The organism is Waltera acetigignens (assembly GCF_025567015.1).
Lineage (GTDB): Bacteria > Bacillota > Clostridia > Lachnospirales > Lachnospiraceae > Acetatifactor > Acetatifactor acetigignens.
The window spans coordinates 24,402-43,650 of sequence record NZ_JAOQJO010000003.1; the positions used below are offsets into that span (position 1 = coordinate 24,402).

General features: G+C 38.9%; 17 protein-coding genes and 2 pseudogenes. 13 read left to right on the plus strand and 6 right to left on the minus strand.

Translation table 11 applies throughout. The features are described 5' to 3' along the window. The coding region (gene yaaA, locus OCV96_RS04300; protein ID WP_262593640.1) for a peroxide stress protein YaaA at positions 1-331 on the plus strand (331 nt) is incomplete at its 5' end. Beyond that, a pseudogene (locus OCV96_RS04305) lies at positions 328-552 on the plus strand (TraX family protein); the annotation flags it as partial. The gene yaaA and the pseudogene OCV96_RS04305, both read left to right, overlap by 4 nt. Positions 553-642: 90 nt before the next feature. Here OCV96_RS04305 and nrdD read toward each other — a convergent pair. Then, positions 643-2,814: an anaerobic ribonucleoside-triphosphate reductase gene (nrdD, locus tag OCV96_RS04310; RefSeq protein ID WP_118548260.1), complete on the minus strand. Its 2,172-nt coding sequence runs from the start codon at positions 2,812-2,814 to the stop codon at positions 643-645. A 4-nt stretch (positions 2,815-2,818) separates the two neighbouring features. Next, the gene (locus OCV96_RS04315; protein WP_022154488.1) at positions 2,819-3,193 is read right to left on the minus strand and encodes a desulfoferrodoxin family protein; all 375 of its coding nucleotides are present in this window, start codon (positions 3,191-3,193) and stop codon (positions 2,819-2,821) included. A gap of 451 nt (positions 3,194-3,644) precedes the next feature. Here OCV96_RS04315 and OCV96_RS04320 point away from each other — a divergent pair, with 451 nt between their 5' ends. Next, positions 3,645-3,884, plus strand: coding sequence for a hypothetical protein (locus OCV96_RS04320; protein ID WP_022154489.1), 240 nt, complete (start codon positions 3,645-3,647; stop codon positions 3,882-3,884). Here OCV96_RS04320 and OCV96_RS04325 read toward each other — a convergent pair. Next, positions 3,832-5,067, minus strand: a complete 1,236-nt coding sequence (locus OCV96_RS04325) for an accessory gene regulator B family protein (protein WP_262593641.1) — start codon at positions 5,065-5,067, stop codon at positions 3,832-3,834. The two genes, OCV96_RS04320 and OCV96_RS04325, sit on opposite strands and share 53 nt — an antisense overlap. Before the next feature lie 236 nt (positions 5,068-5,303). Between OCV96_RS04325 and OCV96_RS04330 the strand changes: the two genes are divergently transcribed. The 3 genes from OCV96_RS04330 to OCV96_RS04340 all read left to right on the plus strand — a co-directional run bounded on the left by OCV96_RS04330 (position 5,304) and on the right by OCV96_RS04340 (position 8,428). Beyond that, positions 5,304-5,627 carry a helix-turn-helix domain-containing protein gene (locus OCV96_RS04330; protein WP_262593642.1) on the plus strand — a complete coding sequence of 108 codons (324 nt, stop codon included), beginning with the start codon at positions 5,304-5,306 and terminating at the stop codon, positions 5,625-5,627. Positions 5,628-5,935: 308 nt separating this feature from the next. After that, the gene (locus OCV96_RS04335) at positions 5,936-6,664 is read left to right on the plus strand and encodes a hypothetical protein (RefSeq protein ID WP_262593643.1); all 729 of its coding nucleotides are present in this window, start codon (positions 5,936-5,938) and stop codon (positions 6,662-6,664) included. A 483-nt stretch (positions 6,665-7,147) separates the two neighbouring features. Beyond that, positions 7,148-8,428 carry a hypothetical protein gene (locus OCV96_RS04340; RefSeq protein WP_262593644.1) on the plus strand — a complete coding sequence of 427 codons (1,281 nt, stop codon included), beginning with the start codon at positions 7,148-7,150 and terminating at the stop codon, positions 8,426-8,428. A 117-nt stretch (positions 8,429-8,545) separates the two neighbouring features. On the opposite strand, the gene OCV96_RS04345 is transcribed toward OCV96_RS04340, so the two are convergent. The 3 genes from OCV96_RS04345 to OCV96_RS04355 all read right to left on the minus strand — a co-directional run bounded on the left by OCV96_RS04345 (position 8,546) and on the right by OCV96_RS04355 (position 12,675). Then, positions 8,546-10,885: a phage tail tip lysozyme gene (locus tag OCV96_RS04345; RefSeq protein ID WP_262593645.1), complete on the minus strand. Its 2,340-nt coding sequence runs from the start codon at positions 10,883-10,885 to the stop codon at positions 8,546-8,548. Positions 10,886-11,316: 431 nt separating this feature from the next. Then, positions 11,317-11,694 (minus strand): hypothetical protein, encoded by a 378-nt coding sequence (locus OCV96_RS04350; RefSeq protein ID WP_262593646.1) that lies wholly within the window; start codon positions 11,692-11,694, stop codon positions 11,317-11,319. A gap of 99 nt (positions 11,695-11,793) precedes the next feature. Then, a complete protein-coding gene (locus OCV96_RS04355) occupies positions 11,794-12,675 on the minus strand; it encodes a helix-turn-helix domain-containing protein (protein ID WP_118505539.1) in 882 nt (293 codons plus the stop codon). 157 nt (positions 12,676-12,832) lie between these two features. On the opposite strand from OCV96_RS04355, the gene OCV96_RS04360 reads away from it, so the two are divergent. The 7 genes and pseudogenes from OCV96_RS04360 to OCV96_RS04390 form a co-directional block, all read left to right on the plus strand. Further along, positions 12,833-14,344: a sulfatase-like hydrolase/transferase gene (locus tag OCV96_RS04360; protein WP_262593647.1), complete on the plus strand. Its 1,512-nt coding sequence runs from the start codon at positions 12,833-12,835 to the stop codon at positions 14,342-14,344. Continuing rightward, a complete protein-coding gene (locus OCV96_RS04365; RefSeq protein WP_022152704.1) occupies positions 14,341-15,288 on the plus strand; it encodes a carbohydrate ABC transporter permease in 948 nt (315 codons plus the stop codon). The genes OCV96_RS04360 and OCV96_RS04365 overlap by 4 nt, the downstream gene beginning before the upstream one ends. 12 nt (positions 15,289-15,300) lie before the next feature. Then, positions 15,301-16,143: a carbohydrate ABC transporter permease gene (locus OCV96_RS04370; RefSeq protein WP_022152703.1), complete on the plus strand. Its 843-nt coding sequence runs from the start codon at positions 15,301-15,303 to the stop codon at positions 16,141-16,143. 40 nt (positions 16,144-16,183) lie between these two features. Further along, positions 16,184-17,677: an ABC transporter substrate-binding protein gene (locus OCV96_RS04375; RefSeq protein WP_118505535.1), complete on the plus strand. Its 1,494-nt coding sequence runs from the start codon at positions 16,184-16,186 to the stop codon at positions 17,675-17,677. A 114-nt stretch (positions 17,678-17,791) separates the two neighbouring features. Further along, the gene (locus OCV96_RS04380; RefSeq protein ID WP_118505533.1) at positions 17,792-18,364 is read left to right on the plus strand and encodes a chromate transporter; all 573 of its coding nucleotides are present in this window, start codon (positions 17,792-17,794) and stop codon (positions 18,362-18,364) included. Then, positions 18,361-18,921 carry a chromate transporter gene (locus OCV96_RS04385; RefSeq protein WP_118505531.1) on the plus strand — a complete coding sequence of 187 codons (561 nt, stop codon included), beginning with the start codon at positions 18,361-18,363 and terminating at the stop codon, positions 18,919-18,921. Before OCV96_RS04380 ends, OCV96_RS04385 begins: the two co-directional genes overlap by 4 nt. Positions 18,922-18,942: 21 nt before the next feature. Then, positions 18,943-19,239: pseudogene (locus tag OCV96_RS04390) on the plus strand (anaerobic sulfatase maturase); the annotation flags it as partial. Positions 19,240-19,249 lie beyond the last annotated feature (10 nt).

A 19,249-nucleotide genomic window follows, 5' to 3' on the forward strand; every position in this document is an offset into this window, starting at 1 on the left:
TCTGTATGATTACTGGGGGGAGAGATTATATCGTTCAGTGATTGATGACAGCAGGGTTATCATTAATCTGGCATCAAAAGAATACTCAAAATGCATAGAAAAGTATCTGACACCTAAGGATACCTATATTACGGTCTCCTTTTGTGAGTTATCGGGAAATAAACTGGTAACGAAAGGGACATATGCCAAAATGGCCCGAGGGGAGATGGTCCGGTTCATGGCAGAAAGAGAAATTGAGAATCCTGAAGAGATACGAAAATTTGACAGCCTTGGATATACTTTCAGAAGAGATTTGTCATCTGAATCGGAATATGTATTTGAACGAAAATGAACAGACGAAAAATATTATCCGGAGCACAATTAAAGTATATCGCCTTTACGTCTATGCTCATAGATCATGTCAATAAGGCTTTGATTTATCCTAATTTAAATGGAGGAATATTGCTTGTGATAAGTGATATTTTTGACGTATTAGGAAGAATAGCTTTCCCGATTTTTATGTTTTTATTGATAGAAGGTTATTTTAGAACCACAAACAGATGGAAATATTTAGGAATAGAAAAAGGATAGCGTAACCGCATGGCGGGAAGCGCTATCCTTTTTCCTATCTGATTGCAATTTTTCCTTCAAGATATCTTTTATTTACATACTTTTTCTGTCGGCAATCTCTGCCATCTTCGCAGCATTCAGTCTGGTATCACCATGCACTCTGGAATAGGACAGATATCCATTCATCCGGTCGATCTTGGTCAGATTCTTGCTGCCGCATTTCGGACACACATCCATCTGCAGCTCCTCGTGTCCGCAGTCATCACAGTAGGACAGTGAGAGATTTACCCCCTCATAGAAGCCCATATCCATGGCGCGGCGGATTAAGGATTTGATCGCCAGCGTGTTATAGCCAATCGGATATTTCACATACTGGATCTTGCCGCCGTTACTTAAGTTCCAGAAACGGTTCTCCAGATCCTGCTTCTGGATCGGAGTGATGTCCTCGGAGACATGGCAGTGGAAGCTGTTGCTGACATAAGGTCTGTCAGATACGCCTTCGATGATACCGTACTGCTCTCTAAACTGTCTAATCTGCAGTCCGCAGAGGTTCTCAGCAGGTGTTCCATAGATGGCATAGAGATTGCCATCTTCTTCCTTGAACTCATCCACGCGCTTGTTGATATGTTCCATGACCTCCAGTGCAAAAGCACCGTCTTCCACAAGTGATTTCCCATTGTAGAGCATCTGCAGCTCATTCAGAGCAGTGATCCCGAAGCTGGCAGTTGCTGTCTTCAGGACGGGCTTTATTTTGTCCGTAAGCTTCAGATGTCCACCGTAAAATCCACCCTCACAATATGCTAAAGGATTCGTGGATGCACGCATCTCCCCTAAATAAGCATACGTCCGGATATGGAGCCTACGGATCAGCTCCAGATAGTAATCCAGTACTTCGTAGAAGTCTCTGCTCTCTTTTCTTGCTTTTGCCAGTATCATCGGCAGATGCAGGGATACCACGCCAATGTTGAAGCGTCCCACAAATACCGGTTCGTCTCCATCAAACGCCGGGTGCATACCGCCTTGTTCGTACCAGGGAGACAGAAATGCTCTGCAGCCCATGGGGGAGATGATCTTACCGTATTTCTTGTACATACTTGCGACATAGCCCTTTCCGGTCAGGCTCAGCCAGTCGGGATACATGGTCTTGGCAGAACATGCAACACCTGCTTCAAACACGTCTTCTAAAGGTTTACCGGGGCCATGGAGGTTCTCATCATATAAAAATACGATCTTCGGAAACAGCACCGGCTTCTTATGTCCGGTTTTTCCCTGGCCGCCCCTTCGGACTTCCAGCATGGCAACGGAAGCCATTCTGGCAAACTGTCCGGTGCCGGTTCCGGCTGTCACGGTAATGAAAGGATAGTCCCCACGGCTGCTTGCCACGGTGTTGAATTTATATTCCCAGCCCTGGAAGCCCTGCTCGAACTCCTTCTTCACATCCGCAAGAGCTTCTTTTTCGGCAAGATCTGCAGCGACACCCAGCCGCTCATACTTAGCCAGGGCTCTGCGGTAGGATTTCTCGGCATAAGGCTCTAAGATCAGATCCACACTGGGGACAGTAAAGCCGCCGTACTGCTGGCTGGCAGCACTTAAAACGATATCCCCGATGACATCGAATGCCACATCCAGAGTCTTCGGCTCATTGTACCAGATATTCCCCATCTCGAAGCCGCCGGAGAGCACATGCGCCACATCGAACAGACAGCAGTTCATGGTATCCCTTCTGGCAGACATATCATGGATGTAGATATACCCGTCCCTGCATGCCTGGATCTCTTCTGTCGTCAGGAAGAACTTCTGGTAAAGCTCTTTGTTTAACTGATTAAAGATCAGGCTGCGCTTCGTGGAGACCAGTGCGGAATCTGCATTGGAATTTTCCTTATCGCCCACATACATGATCGCCTGGCTTTTTTTGTAGACATCGTCCAGCATCCGGACAAAGTCCTGCTTATAGTTCCTATAATCGCGGTAGCTTTTGGCTACGATGGGACGTACCTGCTCGAGGGCATTTTCCACGATATTGTGCATGACAGAGATGGGTACCTGTGTGGATTCCAGAGCATCTATATGAGAAATGACGCATTCACAGATCTGTTCCTTTTCTTCCGGAGTAAACTTCGTAAGAGCGCGATAAGCACTTTTTCCGATAGCATCGATCACCTTCTGGACATGAAATGCCTCAAGACTCCCATCCTTTTTGATCACATAGGTCTCTCTTTCCGGAGAATAACGTTCGTTGTAGTTTTCTACGTTGTTAGTATTCATAGGCTCACGCTTCCCATAGACCGTGGAGGTTACAATAAGCATACACGGCTTCCACAGTTTCCCCTTCGCAGAGGGCAAATTCTGCTCTCGGAGCCATATCCGGGGTCAGATTCTTATACTGCACACCGCGGTCTGTCTGCACGGCGATCAGGGAGATATAGTGCTCCGGGGTCATCGGATGCTCCACGGAGCCGACATGTACGGAGACAATCCCGTTTTTTACCGTATATTCGGGAAGATGCTTCTCCACTGCGGCATCCACGGTGCCGGGTACCAGTTCGGTCATCTTTTCCCCGCAGCAGAACAGGGGAACCTTATGATCTACAACCTTTATAGCAACATTTTTACAATGATCACAAAAATAAAATTTAATTTCCATAGCTTTTCTCCTTTGCCTAATAAAAAATATTTATTTTGACACTTATAGTATAACTTGTTTCGACCGGAAATGATATAGACCGGGATGTAGAATATGATAATGAGAATTATTATTATAATTGTTAATAATTACCAAGATTCACCAGAAAATGGCAGATTTCAAAGTGATTTGTAAGTACAAAAAGAATATTAACGTAAATTTTATATAAATTATGGAAAAGCTTTTTGCAAAAAATTCAGATAAGATATAGTGTAGAGCGATAGATGTTTTTAAGACTTTTATGTTTTGTTTGCATTAATGTTCAACTGCTATGATTAAGTTGTCAGTTCCATCGGAAGATCAAAAGGTACTTGGCACGCAGAAGAACTGTAAGAGGATGCATTTCATGCTGTATGAAGAGGGAGCGACAGCATCCATAAAGTCAGTGGGCGAGGACCACAGGAGGTAGCAATTGAGAACACAGATCATCAATGATTTAATGACCAATATTTTTTTCAATCTGATCGAGACAGAGGACAGGATTGCAGCGGATGAGCGGTTTGAAGGTTTAAGCAGCAATGATGCCCTGGAGATCTATAAGGTGCTATCTGACCAGCTGATCCGCACCCATATTTATGCCGCACATATCGGAAGCGGGATCAGCAGCAGAATCGCAATGTCCATACTGTCGTCCGGGAGTTTCCTCTTATAGAAGATCTTTCCGTCTCCCCTGAAGGCATAACGATATTGGATACGGTGTATGTGCCGCCATTAATGTAAAAGGTTGCTTTCGCCGGATTTTTCGGGTTTACTTCGGTGGCACTGGTTAACATAATGCTGGAAATAACATCCGTATCCACACGGTACGTATAGTCCGGGGCTTCCAGCTCTTCGGAAGGCACATCTTTGTAGCTTACAATGCCGATGCCCAGGGAAGAGATAATGGCATCATCCGACACTTTTCCAGAGGTGCTTCCAGTCCATGCAGGGTATCCAAGATCTGATTTTTCTAAAAACAGCGCAAGCGGCAGGTTCTGGTGCGTCAGGGAGGGAAGCACTCTTCTTAATGCACCTCCGGATAACTTGTTATAAAGGGCAGCCTCCGTTGCTGTCATGGCATAGTTTTTTCCATTGTGCGTGAAGTAGGCAATGGGTTCGATCACCAATTTGTAATCCCCATTAATCAGATTCTCAAAGGGGATGCCGGTTTTGGATGCGATAAATTTAGCTGCATACTCTGAGCAGATGTAGCGTTTTATCGCAGCAATGCTGGCTTTGTTCACAGATCCGCTGATGATTCTTGGTAGAGCGACGGCTGGCTTTGAGTAGGTGTAGGAGGCATTAATGGAAAGCGATGAGCCCGCAGTATATTGCAGTTTGGACACTTTTCCAAAGTTTAACACCGTGGAGGAAATGTTGCAGTTTGATAAATCAATGGGAGTAGCAACAACGCTGCCTCCCGTGGTAACGACTGTAACCCGAACACCATCCTGGTTATTTCGCCAGACGTTTAGTTCGGATCCTGTACCAAAAGATCCACCGCCTCCATCAATATTTCCATCACCCATGCAGAAACTTATGGATAAAAGAAAAATCTGCATGTAAAGCGGTAATGTAATATTAGGAAAAATAAAAACAAGACTGCTCATATATAATACAGAAGCAAGTAGGCAACTCCAATAAGAATAGAAATGGAAACCTCCTGAAAAACTTCTTAAAAAGCACATAAAGATTAACTGAAAAAGAAATAATAATATTTCATTTCGAAATAATATTCCCATTATAAGCATTTTGCTTAATTCCGATCCAAGACTTTTAATTACGAAGATAATTTGTTCTGCCTGGTAATTACTTATATTATATTTCTGCTTTATATTTGCTTTGAAATTATTCATATAGCTGTTCTCCTATCGTATATGTAATTAGAATATCAACTCTGATGAATATTTACGTATATTTGACCTAAATGAGATATATTTTGCTTAAGCATAGTAAAACTTGATTCTTGAGATGAAAAATAAGATTTAGATGAAGAAAAACTGCAATCAAGTTAAAAATGCATAGTGTTTGATAGAATAATGTATAATAAATAGCTATTACGAAAGATAAAATATGATGGGAGCAAAGATAAATGGAAAGGAAAAAAGTAGGAAATAGGATAAGAGAATTACGAGAAATGCATAACTATACCCGAGAAGGAATGGCTGAGATGGTAGAAATATCGCCCAAGTTTTTGTATGAAATAGAATCTGGGAAAAAAGGATTTTCATCAGACGTTTTGTGCAAAATAGCAAGAACACTTACTGTAAGTTGTGATTATATTATGTATGGTGAAGAACATAGTTTAAGAAATGGTGAAAAAATATATTATATATTGAATCAATTGGAAACTGAACAGGCAATCAAAATACAGTTTATTTTAAAAATATTGATTGAAATATGTGATGCAATGTAATATAAAGGTAAGTCGGTTGAGATGTTATGTGAAGGACTACGGAGAGAAAAAACTTGATCTGTTAAAGTACCGCCGCAACTGTTTTTTCAAGTACAAATTACCTAAAGGTATTTTTATTATACAAGAAACAGAAGGAGCATTGATAGCACCAAAAAAGTATGATACGATTAATTATCAAGATTATGTGTTGTATTAGTGTAAAAATTACATGTAATATTTTATAAAAGACCGTTTTGCCCTTAGAGCCCTTAGAGTTGGACGAATATTTGCCATAATGTATAATGAACAAGGAGAGGTAGGAAAGTTATATGAAGAAATTATTAGATACAAAATTTGCACCTAGAAAAATACTACTATTAATGATGAGTGGTATTTTTTTTATGGGATGTGCGGATAATACCGATGAAAGTGAAGCGGTTTATCAGGCGAGTACCATTCCTATCGAATCTGGAACCGAAATAAGTGTAGATTTAGATGGAGATGGGAAAGAGGATAAAGTGCGCGTTGAAGATAACGGCGATAGCGATGACTTAGCAAAAGATGGTACACGGCTCATAGCGAATGTGAATGGCGTAGATACGGCAATAAAGGATTATGAAGGATATGTTTATAGTTCGAGGATTACTACCGGTGATCTATCAGGAGACGGTAAGGCGGATGTATTATTGAAAAGATATATCTTTGGAAGTAATTATGGCGCTACTGAAATTTATATTCTGCATTTAGAGGATAGCGGTTGGGTGGAATATCCATATAACTTTATACATAATCCAAATATTGATTTAGAACAGCCGGATAAATTCGGTGATGTTGAGTACTGGTGGGATATAGAATCGTATATCGGGGCAACCTTGTTTGAAAAAGACGGAAAAACGATGGTTCGTTTTATCTCATTACAATATGAAGTCGATGACGAAAACACGGTAAAATGTACAGAGGTATCTTATCGGAAAGATGGATGGTATATAGAAGATATTAGGTTGATTGATAATTATTACGATAAGAGAGAAGAATTACTAGCACCGTGGGAAGGTTGAGCATATTTTTTCCTAAGTTTTGTTATATTAGGTTACAAATCGAATACTTTGAATATTTGTTGACAGTGATCCCAGAACACATGGAAGACACAGATCGCAGTTTTCTGGAGAATCTGCTTCCCTGGTCACCAAAGCTGTCGGAGAACATCCAAAAGTAAATTTACTGCAGGCCGCAAAAGCGGCCTATGGTTGTCAAGGTACTCGTTATGGAACTTTATGATATTCTATTCAGTATGATACCGAATATGAAAGTGTTTTGGGACTTGGGATATATACCCTTACTATTTAAATATTACTGTGATACAGAAAAAGGATGATTCATATTGGGGTGTGGTGAGAATGTGGGTACAGAAGAAAATATAGTGCATGGATCGGAAAGTGATTATTCTATTATTTGCAACTATGAATTTTTTGGTGTGAATAATACAGATTTGATTGTAGCATTGTGTATGCGAAGATAAAGAAAACGGAGGGTATAGCGAAATGAAGTATATTAAAATATTACCAGTATGGTTATGTGTTCTTTGCTTGACAGGATGTTGTGAAACAGAAAATGAAATAGGTGCAACGACAGAAACAAATAGTGAAGGTGAAACAGAAGGAACAGCGTTGCAGGAAGCATATGCAAATGAATCAAAATATGAAGAAATTATACAAATAAATGAGGAAGAAGAAAATTTGGATGAAAGTGATTCCATAGAAAAAATAGAAAAATATAAGATACCGGAACAATCATTTGATGTTTACTTAGATGACTGGGGCGAGGTTACATTTGTATCTTGCAGGCCATCGCCTAATGAGCTTATTGATTGGAAAGTTGCTTCATTTTATTTAATCAGAGATGATGAGATATTATATAAATTTCCCTATCGGTTTGAAAATAATAGTTCAAGGGGGTATATAGGAACATTTTATAGTGTTGGTGCAGTTGGTTTTCGCGATATAAATGATGATGAAAAAGAGGACATTATAATAATAACATATTATCACTCAGGAGCAGGACCAACGGGTATGGTTCCACGTCCCGGTGTTACAATATATTTAGCAGGAGAAAATGAATTTTATCTTGCAGAGGATATGATAACAGATGTTGAAGCGAATATTATAGAACAGGATAGGACTATTGCAAATATATATAATTTTTTGATAGAAAAAGAACCCATTATGCAGGAACAATGGGAAGATACATATAGAGATATTATAAGTAATATAGATGATAATTTAGTAGATCCCTATAGTTTAAGAACAGATTCAAATGAGTACTATTATATCGCAATACATGATTTTGATAATAGCGGAGAGCCTGAATTAATAATAGGAGACAGCGTATCTGTGGCCATATTTACTTATACAAATGGTACGAGTAAAAAGGTTGCCGATTTATATGAGCCTGTGAATTGGGGAGGGATAAATGGGCTATGTTATAAAGACAATAAGCTGCTTCTTGTAAATGCTGGTTCTGATGGATGCGGATATGTAGGCTTCACCTATGATAAGGGAAAGTACTTAACAGGAATTTATGATGACTATAACCCGGAGGTGGCAACCATCAATGAAAAAAAAGTTAAAGGAGAAGAATTTAGGAAGCAATTTAATTTAACTGAATTTCGGGAAAGTGATAATAGTCTTCCACGTATTAAACTTTGGGAAAATGTTGGTAGCATTCCACGTATTAAAATAGGATTTGAAAACAAGGGTACTTTAAAGATAGAAGATGAAGAGATGGTAATAGATGATTTGGATTTCAGCGTATTGCAGTGGTAATATAGTAGTGATATGAACTGTTTACTTTTAGAGAGAACAATTATCACCCCTGATAATATAGTCAGGAGATGATAATTGTTTCACAGATAATCCTTATTTTAACTACTTTGAAATTGTTTAAATCTTTAATAGGCAGGAATAATATGATTCAGCATAACCTCTTCTGCTAGGTGTATCAAGATAGTATTTGCTGTTACAAATATTTGGCTCCTGAGAAAACCGATCTAATGTTAGCCAACTAGAGTTGGCACAAGCTGATTTAACGTCCTCCCAAGTATCTTGATTATAACATCGTTCATATAGTGCTGTAAAATAGTCTGCTGCTTTTTTTACACTGTTAATAGTGTCTGTATCCTTCAAGAAATTAAAACAAGTTACCGCCTGACTATCTTCATAGGTGCCACTACTAGTTCCCTCTTCTAAAATAAATGCTGCCTGTATAGCGATATCTGTTTTAGAACCGGATACAGAATTTGCATATGCTTCAAGATTATCACTTCTAGGCGGTAACCACTGGCAAATACCAACGGAACCTTGATCACCGCTCCATTTAGTATTAAAAGAACTCTCTGCATGAATATTTCCCATTATTCCTGCAATAGCAATTTTTCCAAAACCGGCATTGAGTAAGCACTCATATACGACTTGCTGATTGGGGTCGAAACGTTTATTGATATCGTCAAAGTTGACGTTATAAATGGCAGCATCTAGTGCGATAAGAGTTTTTTTATCTGCTTTGCCATCAATAGTAAGGTTGTTTTCTTTCTGGAAAGTTCTTACAGTGATATCTGTTCCACTACTAAATTTACCATCAGGTGTTCCGCAATTATATCCTATTTTGTTAAGTTTTGTTTGCATTGTTTCAACACCAGCACTGTATCGTAGTTGACTATCAAACTGATAATATCCCATTCCAGAAAGAACCTGATCATATGTATACCGTGAGTTATCGTAGCCAGGGATGGGAATATAGTTTTCAGGAGCAGTAGCAGTTTTGCGTGGAGATGCAATACATTTGTCGTAGTCCATTCCGCTAAATGTGGAGTTTGCCACACTAATTTCAGCAAATTGATCATACGCCCAGTTTTCAGGCATTTTCTGACCTATATTGCATGTGAATCCGGAGGACATATCGCATACAAAACTGCTGGTGCAAAGATCCATTTCAGCCAACTTTGTACATATGTAACGGGGACCATATGCTCCAATCTTATAGGCATTACCTAGAGCTGTCTTGACACTTCTAAAGTAAGGAAGAATTTTACTTTCAACATCTGCCATTAAAACATCATAATCTACGCAGAAATATATTGTAGCAGAGGATGGAAAACCAAGGTTCTGTGCTGCTTCTTTGGCAGTCAGTGCATCTTCAGTTCCTTGTTTTGCTGTAAAGTAGGATGCTTTATTACCTTGTGTTTGGAAAATAGGAAAAACATTTAAGCCTGCGGCTAGTAGTATTTCCAGTTCATCAAATGTCATAGCTTTGTCAAGCGTCCCATTTGGAGTGTTTGTCAAATATCTTCCCACATCTGTGTATCCTGCCTGCTTAATAGCAGCAGCGTTTTCAAGTGTAATTTTTTTTGATGTGTCTAAAGCGGTAGCTTTTCGATCAGAGGAACCACAACTTGTAATTAGAGAAGCCCATGATTGTTTGCCACAGACACCATCTGCTTTTAAGCCAACAAATTCTTGAAAAGCATATAAGCTGTTATATGTATCTGTATCAAATATTCCATTAAAAGATCCCGGATAAAATCCGTTAAGTGTTAAACACCATTGCAATAGTCGCTTTGAATTTATGTAACCGCTAGTATTCTTTGAAAGAGTTGGTGCTTTGCCTAGTGTACCACTGCCAAATAAACCGTCAACAGTTGTTCCCCATTCTATTTGTATTGCTTTGATCAAGTTTTTGTGTGATTTACGTTCCCATCTCCCATTGGGAGCAATTAATCCAATAGTTGCACCGTAATTCTTATTAAGCCCTATCTGGATTTCGTGTCGATATGTATCATATATATCATCTGTACTCTGAAATGTATAGCCGTCTGTATTCATAATGCCCTGAAGCACATAAGGATATACAACTTTATCGGCTGTGATACCAGCGGCTACTTGGAATTCATAAACAGCATTAGCAGTAAAAGGACCAAAAATACCGGTAAATCCCTTTGGAGAAATTCCTTTACACCACAATGACCCTTGTAATATATAAATAATATTTCGAGGGATTTCGGAATCTGGTATGAGACTTTCTCGTAGGGTAGGACAATTGTTGAGAGTGTCGTTGCCAAATACTCCATCAGGCTTGCTGATGCCAATTTCGAGTTGCAGAGCATAAATTAATGCTCTGAATGTTGCATTACCAGTTATTCCATCCTCAACTACCGTAGGAAAACCAGATACTTCTCCATAGGTTTTGTTTAGCCATTCTTGTGTTTGTAATACTCTTGAATCCATATAATTTACCACCTTTCAGTATTTTTTAAGTTTACATTTAGAATAAAGCCTTTATAAAGATTAAGGTAAACTTGATTTTTTGATGACTGCACGAATGTGCGAATCTGAAACGTTGATTACAGAACTTCCGTTTGTTCGGATATTCCTTCCATAAGATCTCTTAAAAAATTTCTGTAAATACGACAGCGTGGATAATCCACGATTTGTTTAATTTCAATTTGGTAATCCATTTTGATTCCTCCTCATATTTTGAGGTGGATAAGAGATTTATATAGATAAGGTGGTATAGATATTTTATTGACATTTACTGTTCAGATGGCAAAATAGGGTGGTAATAGGATGGTTTATTTTTAAGCTGAGTCTCAGAAAGCACAGTATAGGCGCTTTTCTGCTACAAAAGGCAATGGTCTGCAACACCAGTATCCACCGGTTCAAATCCGGTCTGCGCCTCTCCTGAAGGGCCTCAGAAACTTCTTGTTTCTGGGGTTTTTTCTTGTCCAGAAACAATCTTCAAAATATCGTTTAAATTTATCGCTATGACGTTTTGAGTCAGGTACAAAGCATACATTATCAAAAACACTTTGACCAGGAGTAGAACGAGTGGTACCTATTATTTTATCAGTTGGGATGCATGTAAAAGTGGTTTGGCGGTCAGGTAAAGGAGTATAGAGATCATTTGGGTATGCAGGACGTAATACTTTACTTTTTGCCAATGCAATGTCATTTGCATTCATACCAATTTGAGATAGTACGTCTTCAAGATTATCTGATACATGAATAGAGACCTCTGTTGAATAATGTAGTATCATTGTAACCTCCTTTGCTTTAGGTGAACTATACAGATAGAAATAGTGAGTTTCTCAAACATAGTACTTCGTCGGATGTAATATTTGTATAAATAATAAAAATCATTGTGGTGTTGTGTTGTTTAGAAACCAGTCAGGTGTATTAGTATTTCCCAAATTTTGATAATAAGCTTGTGGCGATGCACCAGTATATTTTTTGAATACACGGCTGAAGTAAAGCGGATCATCAAAACCTACCAAACGCGAAATATTGGTAATGGTCATGGAATTAGACAAAAGAAAATCTTTGGCTTTCTCAATGCGCTGGTAATTTAGATAATGCATGGGGGACATCCCCATACGATCCTTAAACATATGTGAAAAACTACTTTGACTTAGTTTGCAGTAATCAGCCATGGAAGCCACAGACCATTTGTTTGCATATTTAGAGTTTAATTCAAGTAGTAGCCTGTCAAAGGAAAAATCATTATCCAAAGGTCTGGAGATACTATAAAAGGAACGATGAATAAAGCATAGGAGAATATAAAAATTATGCAATACAATGTCTTCATAAGATATTTTTTTTAGTTGTAGTTCGGTGATAATATCCTGAAAGAGTAATTTCAAATATAGCCTTTCACCAATATAACAATTCTTTATATCGTATTGTTTTAATATATTTTCACATTCATTACCAGTAAAATGTATCCAGTAGATCTCAGGTTTTTCCTTTGCATAATAGGAATAATACTGAGGTATGCCTGGACGATATAAAACAATATTTCCTGCCGATAAGGTAATCCATTCATTATTCAAATAAAAATGCCCACTTCCGCGGTGAATGTATATTATTTGGTAATCCAGTCTGCCATTTTTACGATTGCAGAAGTAATCCTGTGTCTGAAAGACCTGCTTCCCACAACAATTCACTATCAGAGGAACATCTTGATCGTAATAACCTGTAATTTTTCTTTCTTCTCTTAAATGACCGCTAATATTTATCATATGACTACATCAACTCCATCCTTTATAAACAACGTAATCATAACATACAAATGCAGAAAAATCCATATTAAAAGCATTTATGTTAATAGTATGTAAATAAATATATGCTAATATATCTATATAAAACAGCGCAAATCCAGAAAAGGAGAGTGACCTTTTGAAAAAACAGATAATTCTATTAATGACAGATACCACAAGAAAAGACATGGTGGGATGTTATGGTAATAAAAAAATGTTTACGCCAAATTTAGATGCACTGGCGCAAGAGGGAATTCGGTATGAGAATGCATACACTTGTCAACCGGTTTGTGGTCCGGCAAGAAGTGCAATTTTTACAGGCACGTTTCCTCATTCAAATGGAATGGTAACGAACGGAGTTCCATTGGGGGCAAATGTAAAGACTATTGGACAAAGACTGACGGACAATGGTATTAAATGTGGATATATAGGAAAATGGCATTTGGATGGTGGGGATTATTTTGGATTAGGTTGTTGTCCCGAAGGCTGGGATGCAGATTACTGGTATGATATGAAATGCTATCTGAATGAGCTGAGTGAAAATGAACGTGTATGTTCGAGGCAACCAAATGAGTCATTTCAACCGGATTTTTCAGAAGAATTTACATATGCTCATAGATGTTCGGATCGCGCAATCAGATTTTTGGATCAATACAAAGAAGAAGACTTTTTCCTTACGGTATCATATGACGAACCTCATGGACCGTCGTTATGTCCTGCACCTTATAATACCATGTACAGAGGTTTTAAATTTGAGCCTTCTGCTAAATTTACAGATGACTTGAAAAATAAACCTTTAATGCAACAACTGTGGGCCGGGGATAAGCTGACAGCAGATGAAAAACAGATCAACCAAAGTTCCGAAGGATTAGCATTATTCCTGGGATGTAACAGCTTTGTTGATTATGAAATGGGAAGAGTTCTGGATGTGATTAAAGAAAAGATGCCCAATGCTATGGTTATCTATACCTCTGATCATGGAGACATGTTGGGGGCACATAGGCTGTTTTCTAAAAACGCAGCTATCTATGATGAGGTGACTAATATTCCGCTGATCATTAAAGGTGGTGAAAAGGGAAAAGTAATTACAACACCGGCATCTCATATTGATATTGCTCCGACAGTGATGGACTATTTTGGATTACATATTCCGAAGTTACTGGAAGGAAAGAGCATGCTTCCACAGATATACGATACGACAATTAAGATAAACAGTGAAGTTTATACAGAGTTTACCAGATATGAGATAGATCATGATGGATTTGGTGGGCTTCAAATTATGAGAGGTGTCATTTCGGAGAACTATAAATTGGCAATTAATCTGCTTGACAAAGATGAGTTTTACGACTTAAAAAAGGATCCAGATGAAATGGTAAATGAAATAGATAATCCGGAATACTTGGAGATAATTCTGGAATATCATAGAAAACTTGTCACCCATATGAATGCAACTCGAGATCTTTATCGTGGTTATCAATGGTCTCTTAGACCCTGGAATAAAAATTTTAGTCCAAGTTGGGATAACGAAGGGTTTACAAGACAACGAGAAAATGAGGAATATGAGCCTCGTCAGTTGGACTACGATACAGGGTTACCTATAAAAGAAGCTGTCAGAAGCAAGTATTTATATGAAATGGGGGGAGAACAATGACAAAGACAAAATATGCGGTCGATGCAGCAACAAGAAGAATTCGATTTAAAAGAAAATTAAAGTTAAATCTATGGTGTTGGATGTTTATGTCGCTGGCAGTTGGATTTTATATCTTATTCCAAGGGTATCCGATTATATGCAGTATTCAGTATTCACTGTTGGATTGGTCGGGAATGACATCTAATGCAACGTTTATCGGCTTACAGAACTATAAAGAGCTGATGCATGATGAATTGTTTTGGAATGCTTTTATAAATAGTTTTAAGTACATGGTAATGATAGTTCCGTTAGAACTTGCGGTGTCTTTGTTCCTTGCATATCTGCTAAATGATGAAAAAATGAAAGGACGTGGATTATACCGTACAATGTATTTTGTTCCTGTAGTTACGACTGCTTCTGTAGTGGGAATTATCATGATATTCATTTTGGGAGTTCAGGGACCGGTCAATCATCTTTTGGTCACACTACATATTCTGAAAAACCCGATTAATTTTCTGGGAAACGCAAAGTATGCGCTGCCTACACTGGTAATCATTTCGCTTTGGAAGGATTGCGGAACATATATGATTTACTGGCTGGCAGGACTGCAGGGAGTTTCGAAAGATGTATATGAAGCGGCAACCATTGATGGTGCAAACAGAAGACAAACTTTCTTCCATATTGTGTTGCCTCTGATTGCACCCACAGGAGGAATTATTGCAATATTATGTGCCATAAATTCTTTGAAGGTATTTGATATTGTGAAAACAATGACGGAAGGTGGCCCTTATTATGCAACAGATGTAATCGCAACGTATGTATATAGAACCGCATTTTCAAGTGAGATTGGAATGCCAAGACTTGGCTATGCGAGTGCAGCAGCTCTGTTCTTTGGAGGCGCCGTTATAATAATAGGAATACTTCTGAATGCAATGAAAGACCGTCTACAGAAGAATGTACAATAGGGGGTGGAACAGATGAGCAAAGAAAAAAAGATTCATATCGTTAAATCTGTGATTAAACATGGTTTGCTGCTTTGCGTTGGATTTTTCTGGATATATCCTTTTTTATGGATGATTTCCGCCTCGTTTAAGGGCCAGAATGAGTTCTTCCAAAACCGTATGGGATTGATTCCGGTACAGCCGACAATCGACAATTTTATTCGTATCTGGCAGAAAGCGGATTTTGGCACTTATTTTATCAATACAATTATTGTAACAGCATTTTCGGTTATCATTGTGCTGATTATGACGATGATGGCGGGATATGCTATGGGACGTTATAAATTTCTTGGCAGAAACCTATGCATGGCAGTTTTCTTGGCCAGTATTGCTATTCCGCTGGTGAGTACAATTATACCGACCTATGAAGTAGTCAAAGGAATGAATCTGGTAGGTACCAAGCTTGGATTGATCTTATCACAGGCAGGAGGAGCGCATGTTATCTTTTTGCTTCTGTTTACCAGCTTCTTTCAATCTGTACCAAATGAGTTGGAAGAGGCATCTAAGATAGATGGATGCAATTATTTTCAGACATTTTTCTATATTATGATGAAGCTGTGTAAGCCTGTCGCAACGACAGTAGTCATTATGGAAACCATTTGGGCTTGGAATGCATTCATGCTTCCTTTGGTATTAACTTTGAATAATCCGTCATCTAGGACACTTGCGGTTGGGTTATATGCATTCAAAGGAGAAAATACTGTTGATTGGACAGGCATTGCTGCCGGAGGTTCTATAGCTGTAATCCCGGTTATTATATTATTTGTTTTAATGCAGAAGCATTTTGTGGAAGGAATTGCCGGAGCTGTTAAAAGTTAATTGAAAACAATAATTTATATCAAAGAGAGGAGAAAAAGAAATGAAATTAAAACGACTTGGTACACTGTTATTGACTGCTATAATTGCAGCAACAACCCTGGCAGGATGTGGTGCAATGCCCTCAACAGGTAATGGAAATGAGACAGGCGAAAATGCAAGTGTCATAGCAGCAACAGAAGAGGACCCCAATGGGCAAATAACACTTCGGGTTGTTGACTGGAGCGATGGATCTGCTACACAAAGAGAGGAGTTTCATAAGAAGTTCGAAGAAGCACACCCTGATATTAAAATTGAATATACTATGCTTACAGTAGATCAATTCAAAAATACTATTGTTACTATGATTAAATCTGGTGAGGGACCTGATTTGTTTCCGATTCCGGTGGGACTTACTTTAAATACAGCGGTAGAAGAAGGGTGGTTCCAGCCGATTAACGATTATGTAACCGATGAATTCCGAAATAAGTTTGATCCGGATGCCTTTGCAGAGGGAGTTACTGATATTGGGGATGACTGGTATACAGTTACAGAACAGATGCCAATCATTCAGTGCTTATTCTTCTATAATAAGGATATTTTGAACCAGGCAGGTGTTACGGAGGTTCCCACAACATATTCAGAGTTTAGAGAAGCCTGTAAAAAAGTTACAGAGATGGGGAATGGCAATGTTTATGGTCTGATTGATGGCGGAAAACAGATGAACCGTATGGACGTTATGGCAAGATCCCTGGCTGCAGCAGCTGGTGGTAAGGTAGCTGCAACGCAGAAAGTGCTGACGGATAATGGAGTGGCGCCTTACGACAGCAAGGAAATGAATGATGCGCTTGGATTTATTAAAGGTCTGGTAGATGATGGAAGTATTCATCCGGATACTATCAATATAAGTGCTCCGGAGGCAAGAGAATTATTTGCACAGGGACAGGCGGCATTCCTCTGCCAGGGAATGTGGTGTGTATCCCAGTGGGATGCAAATTATCCGGATTTGAATTATGGAGTTATGGCAGTTCCTGTTCCTGACGGAGTAACAAACACTTATGTTCAGGCGGGTGAATTATCTCCGTGGATGGGTATCTATAAGCAGTCCAAACATCCCAAGGAAGCAGCTGAATATTTAATGGCACTGTATGATGAACAATATGGATATCAGCAGAGCAATGTGGAAAGTGGAAGTTTTGTGTCTTGTATTCCGGAAATCAATGAAAAATACATGACCAATGAGCATATGAAGCAATACTACACAATTGCAGAGGAAACATCCAGAGTAGTTCCTACTTTAGTAAAGAGAGATGAGAAAGCAAATGATTTTTATGCAGAAGTAAAGGATGTACAGCCTAGCTTAGGAGCAATTGTGCAGGGCATTATTTCCCAGAGTATTACTGACTATGACAGTGCATTAAAGACACTGGCAAATGATACAACTACAGAGTGGAAGCGTGCTTCGGAGGCAGTTGGAATGGATTATAGCTCATTGGAATTTCCTAACTGGGATGCGACGAAAGACTACACGGATGCGGATTACGAGACATTGAAGTAAGTGCATAAATTAAGAGAGTGCAGAAAATGATGCGATGACTTAGTTATAAAGGAAATCGCATCGTTTTCTGCATATAGGTAATGTAGTATTTTAAAATATATTGAGAGACCAGCCATGAAAGAAAAAAACAAGAAAAAAATGCTATTGAAACTGTTTTTATCTACCTTATATCTGAGCGCATTTACTTTTGGTGGGGGATATGTGATCGTTACACTGATGAAGAAAAAATTTGTAGATCAATATCACTGGATAGAAGAAAATGAAATGCTTGATCTAGTGGCAATCGCACAATCCTCTCCGGGAGCGATCGCAGTAAATGGAGCCATTGTTGTAGGGTATAAGCTGTCAGGCATTCTGGGAGCGTTGGTAGCAATCCTTGGGACGGTACTGCCTCCGTTTGTGATTTTATCAGTAATATCTGTATTTTATAAAGCCTTTAGAAATAACTGGTTAATCAGTCAGCTTCTGGAAGGCATGCAGGCTGGGGTCGGAGCGGTAATTGCATCCGTCACGTTGGATATGGGGATTCCAATCGTGAAAGAGAAGGAAGCCGTGTCGCTGATTATAATGGTAGGAGCGTTTGTTGCAGCCTGCCTGTTTGGTATAAATGTTGTGTATATCGTAATCGTATGCGGAATAATTGGCATAATCCGTACACTCCTGTTAAATAGGAGGAAGATGAAATGATATATTTACAGTTATTCTGGAGTTTTTTACAGATAGGGTTGTTCAGCTTTGGTGGAGGATATGCAGCAATGCCTTTGATACAGGGGCAGGTTGTAACCAGCCATGGATGGCTTACAATGTCGGAATTTACAGATCTTATAACGATATCTCAGATGACCCCGGGACCGATTGCTGTTAATTCGGCTACTTTTGTAGGACTTAAAATAGCAGGAATACCCGGAGCAGTAGTAGCAACGGTAGGATGTATCTTACCATCCTGCATTATTGTAACGATTCTTGCAAAATTATATCTGCGATATCGGAGCATGGATATGCTTCAAGGTGTATTACATTCGCTTCGACCAGCGGTGGTGGCAATGATCGCTTCGGCCGGAGTCCAGATTCTTATAACAGCCTTTTGGGGAAATGGAATAGAAATATCCCTATTTGGAACAAAATGGATCATGATTCTGATATTCGCAATATGTATATTGCTGCTGCGTAGTACTAAGCTGAACCCCATTTGGGTAATGGTATTGGCAGGAGTGATGAAGTTAGCTATGTCAGTATTAATATAGGAAAGCAGACAGGAGAAATATATGCCACCGATTAGTGTACTTATAAAACCATCATCAGGATTATGCAATATGAAGTGTGATTACTGTTTCTACTGCGATGAAACAAAAAAGAGAGCACGGGAATCCTATGGATTTATGACAGAGCAGACACTCAAAAATCATTTTCTTGTAGGACTCTCTGTAGACGGCACAAAAGAGATTCATGATTGTTATCGACATACCAAAGATGGAGCATCAGCATTTGACCGAATCAGATCTGTAGCAAAGATTATGGATCAGTGTGGCGTAGATTATAATATTCTCACGGTGGTAACAAACTATCATATCC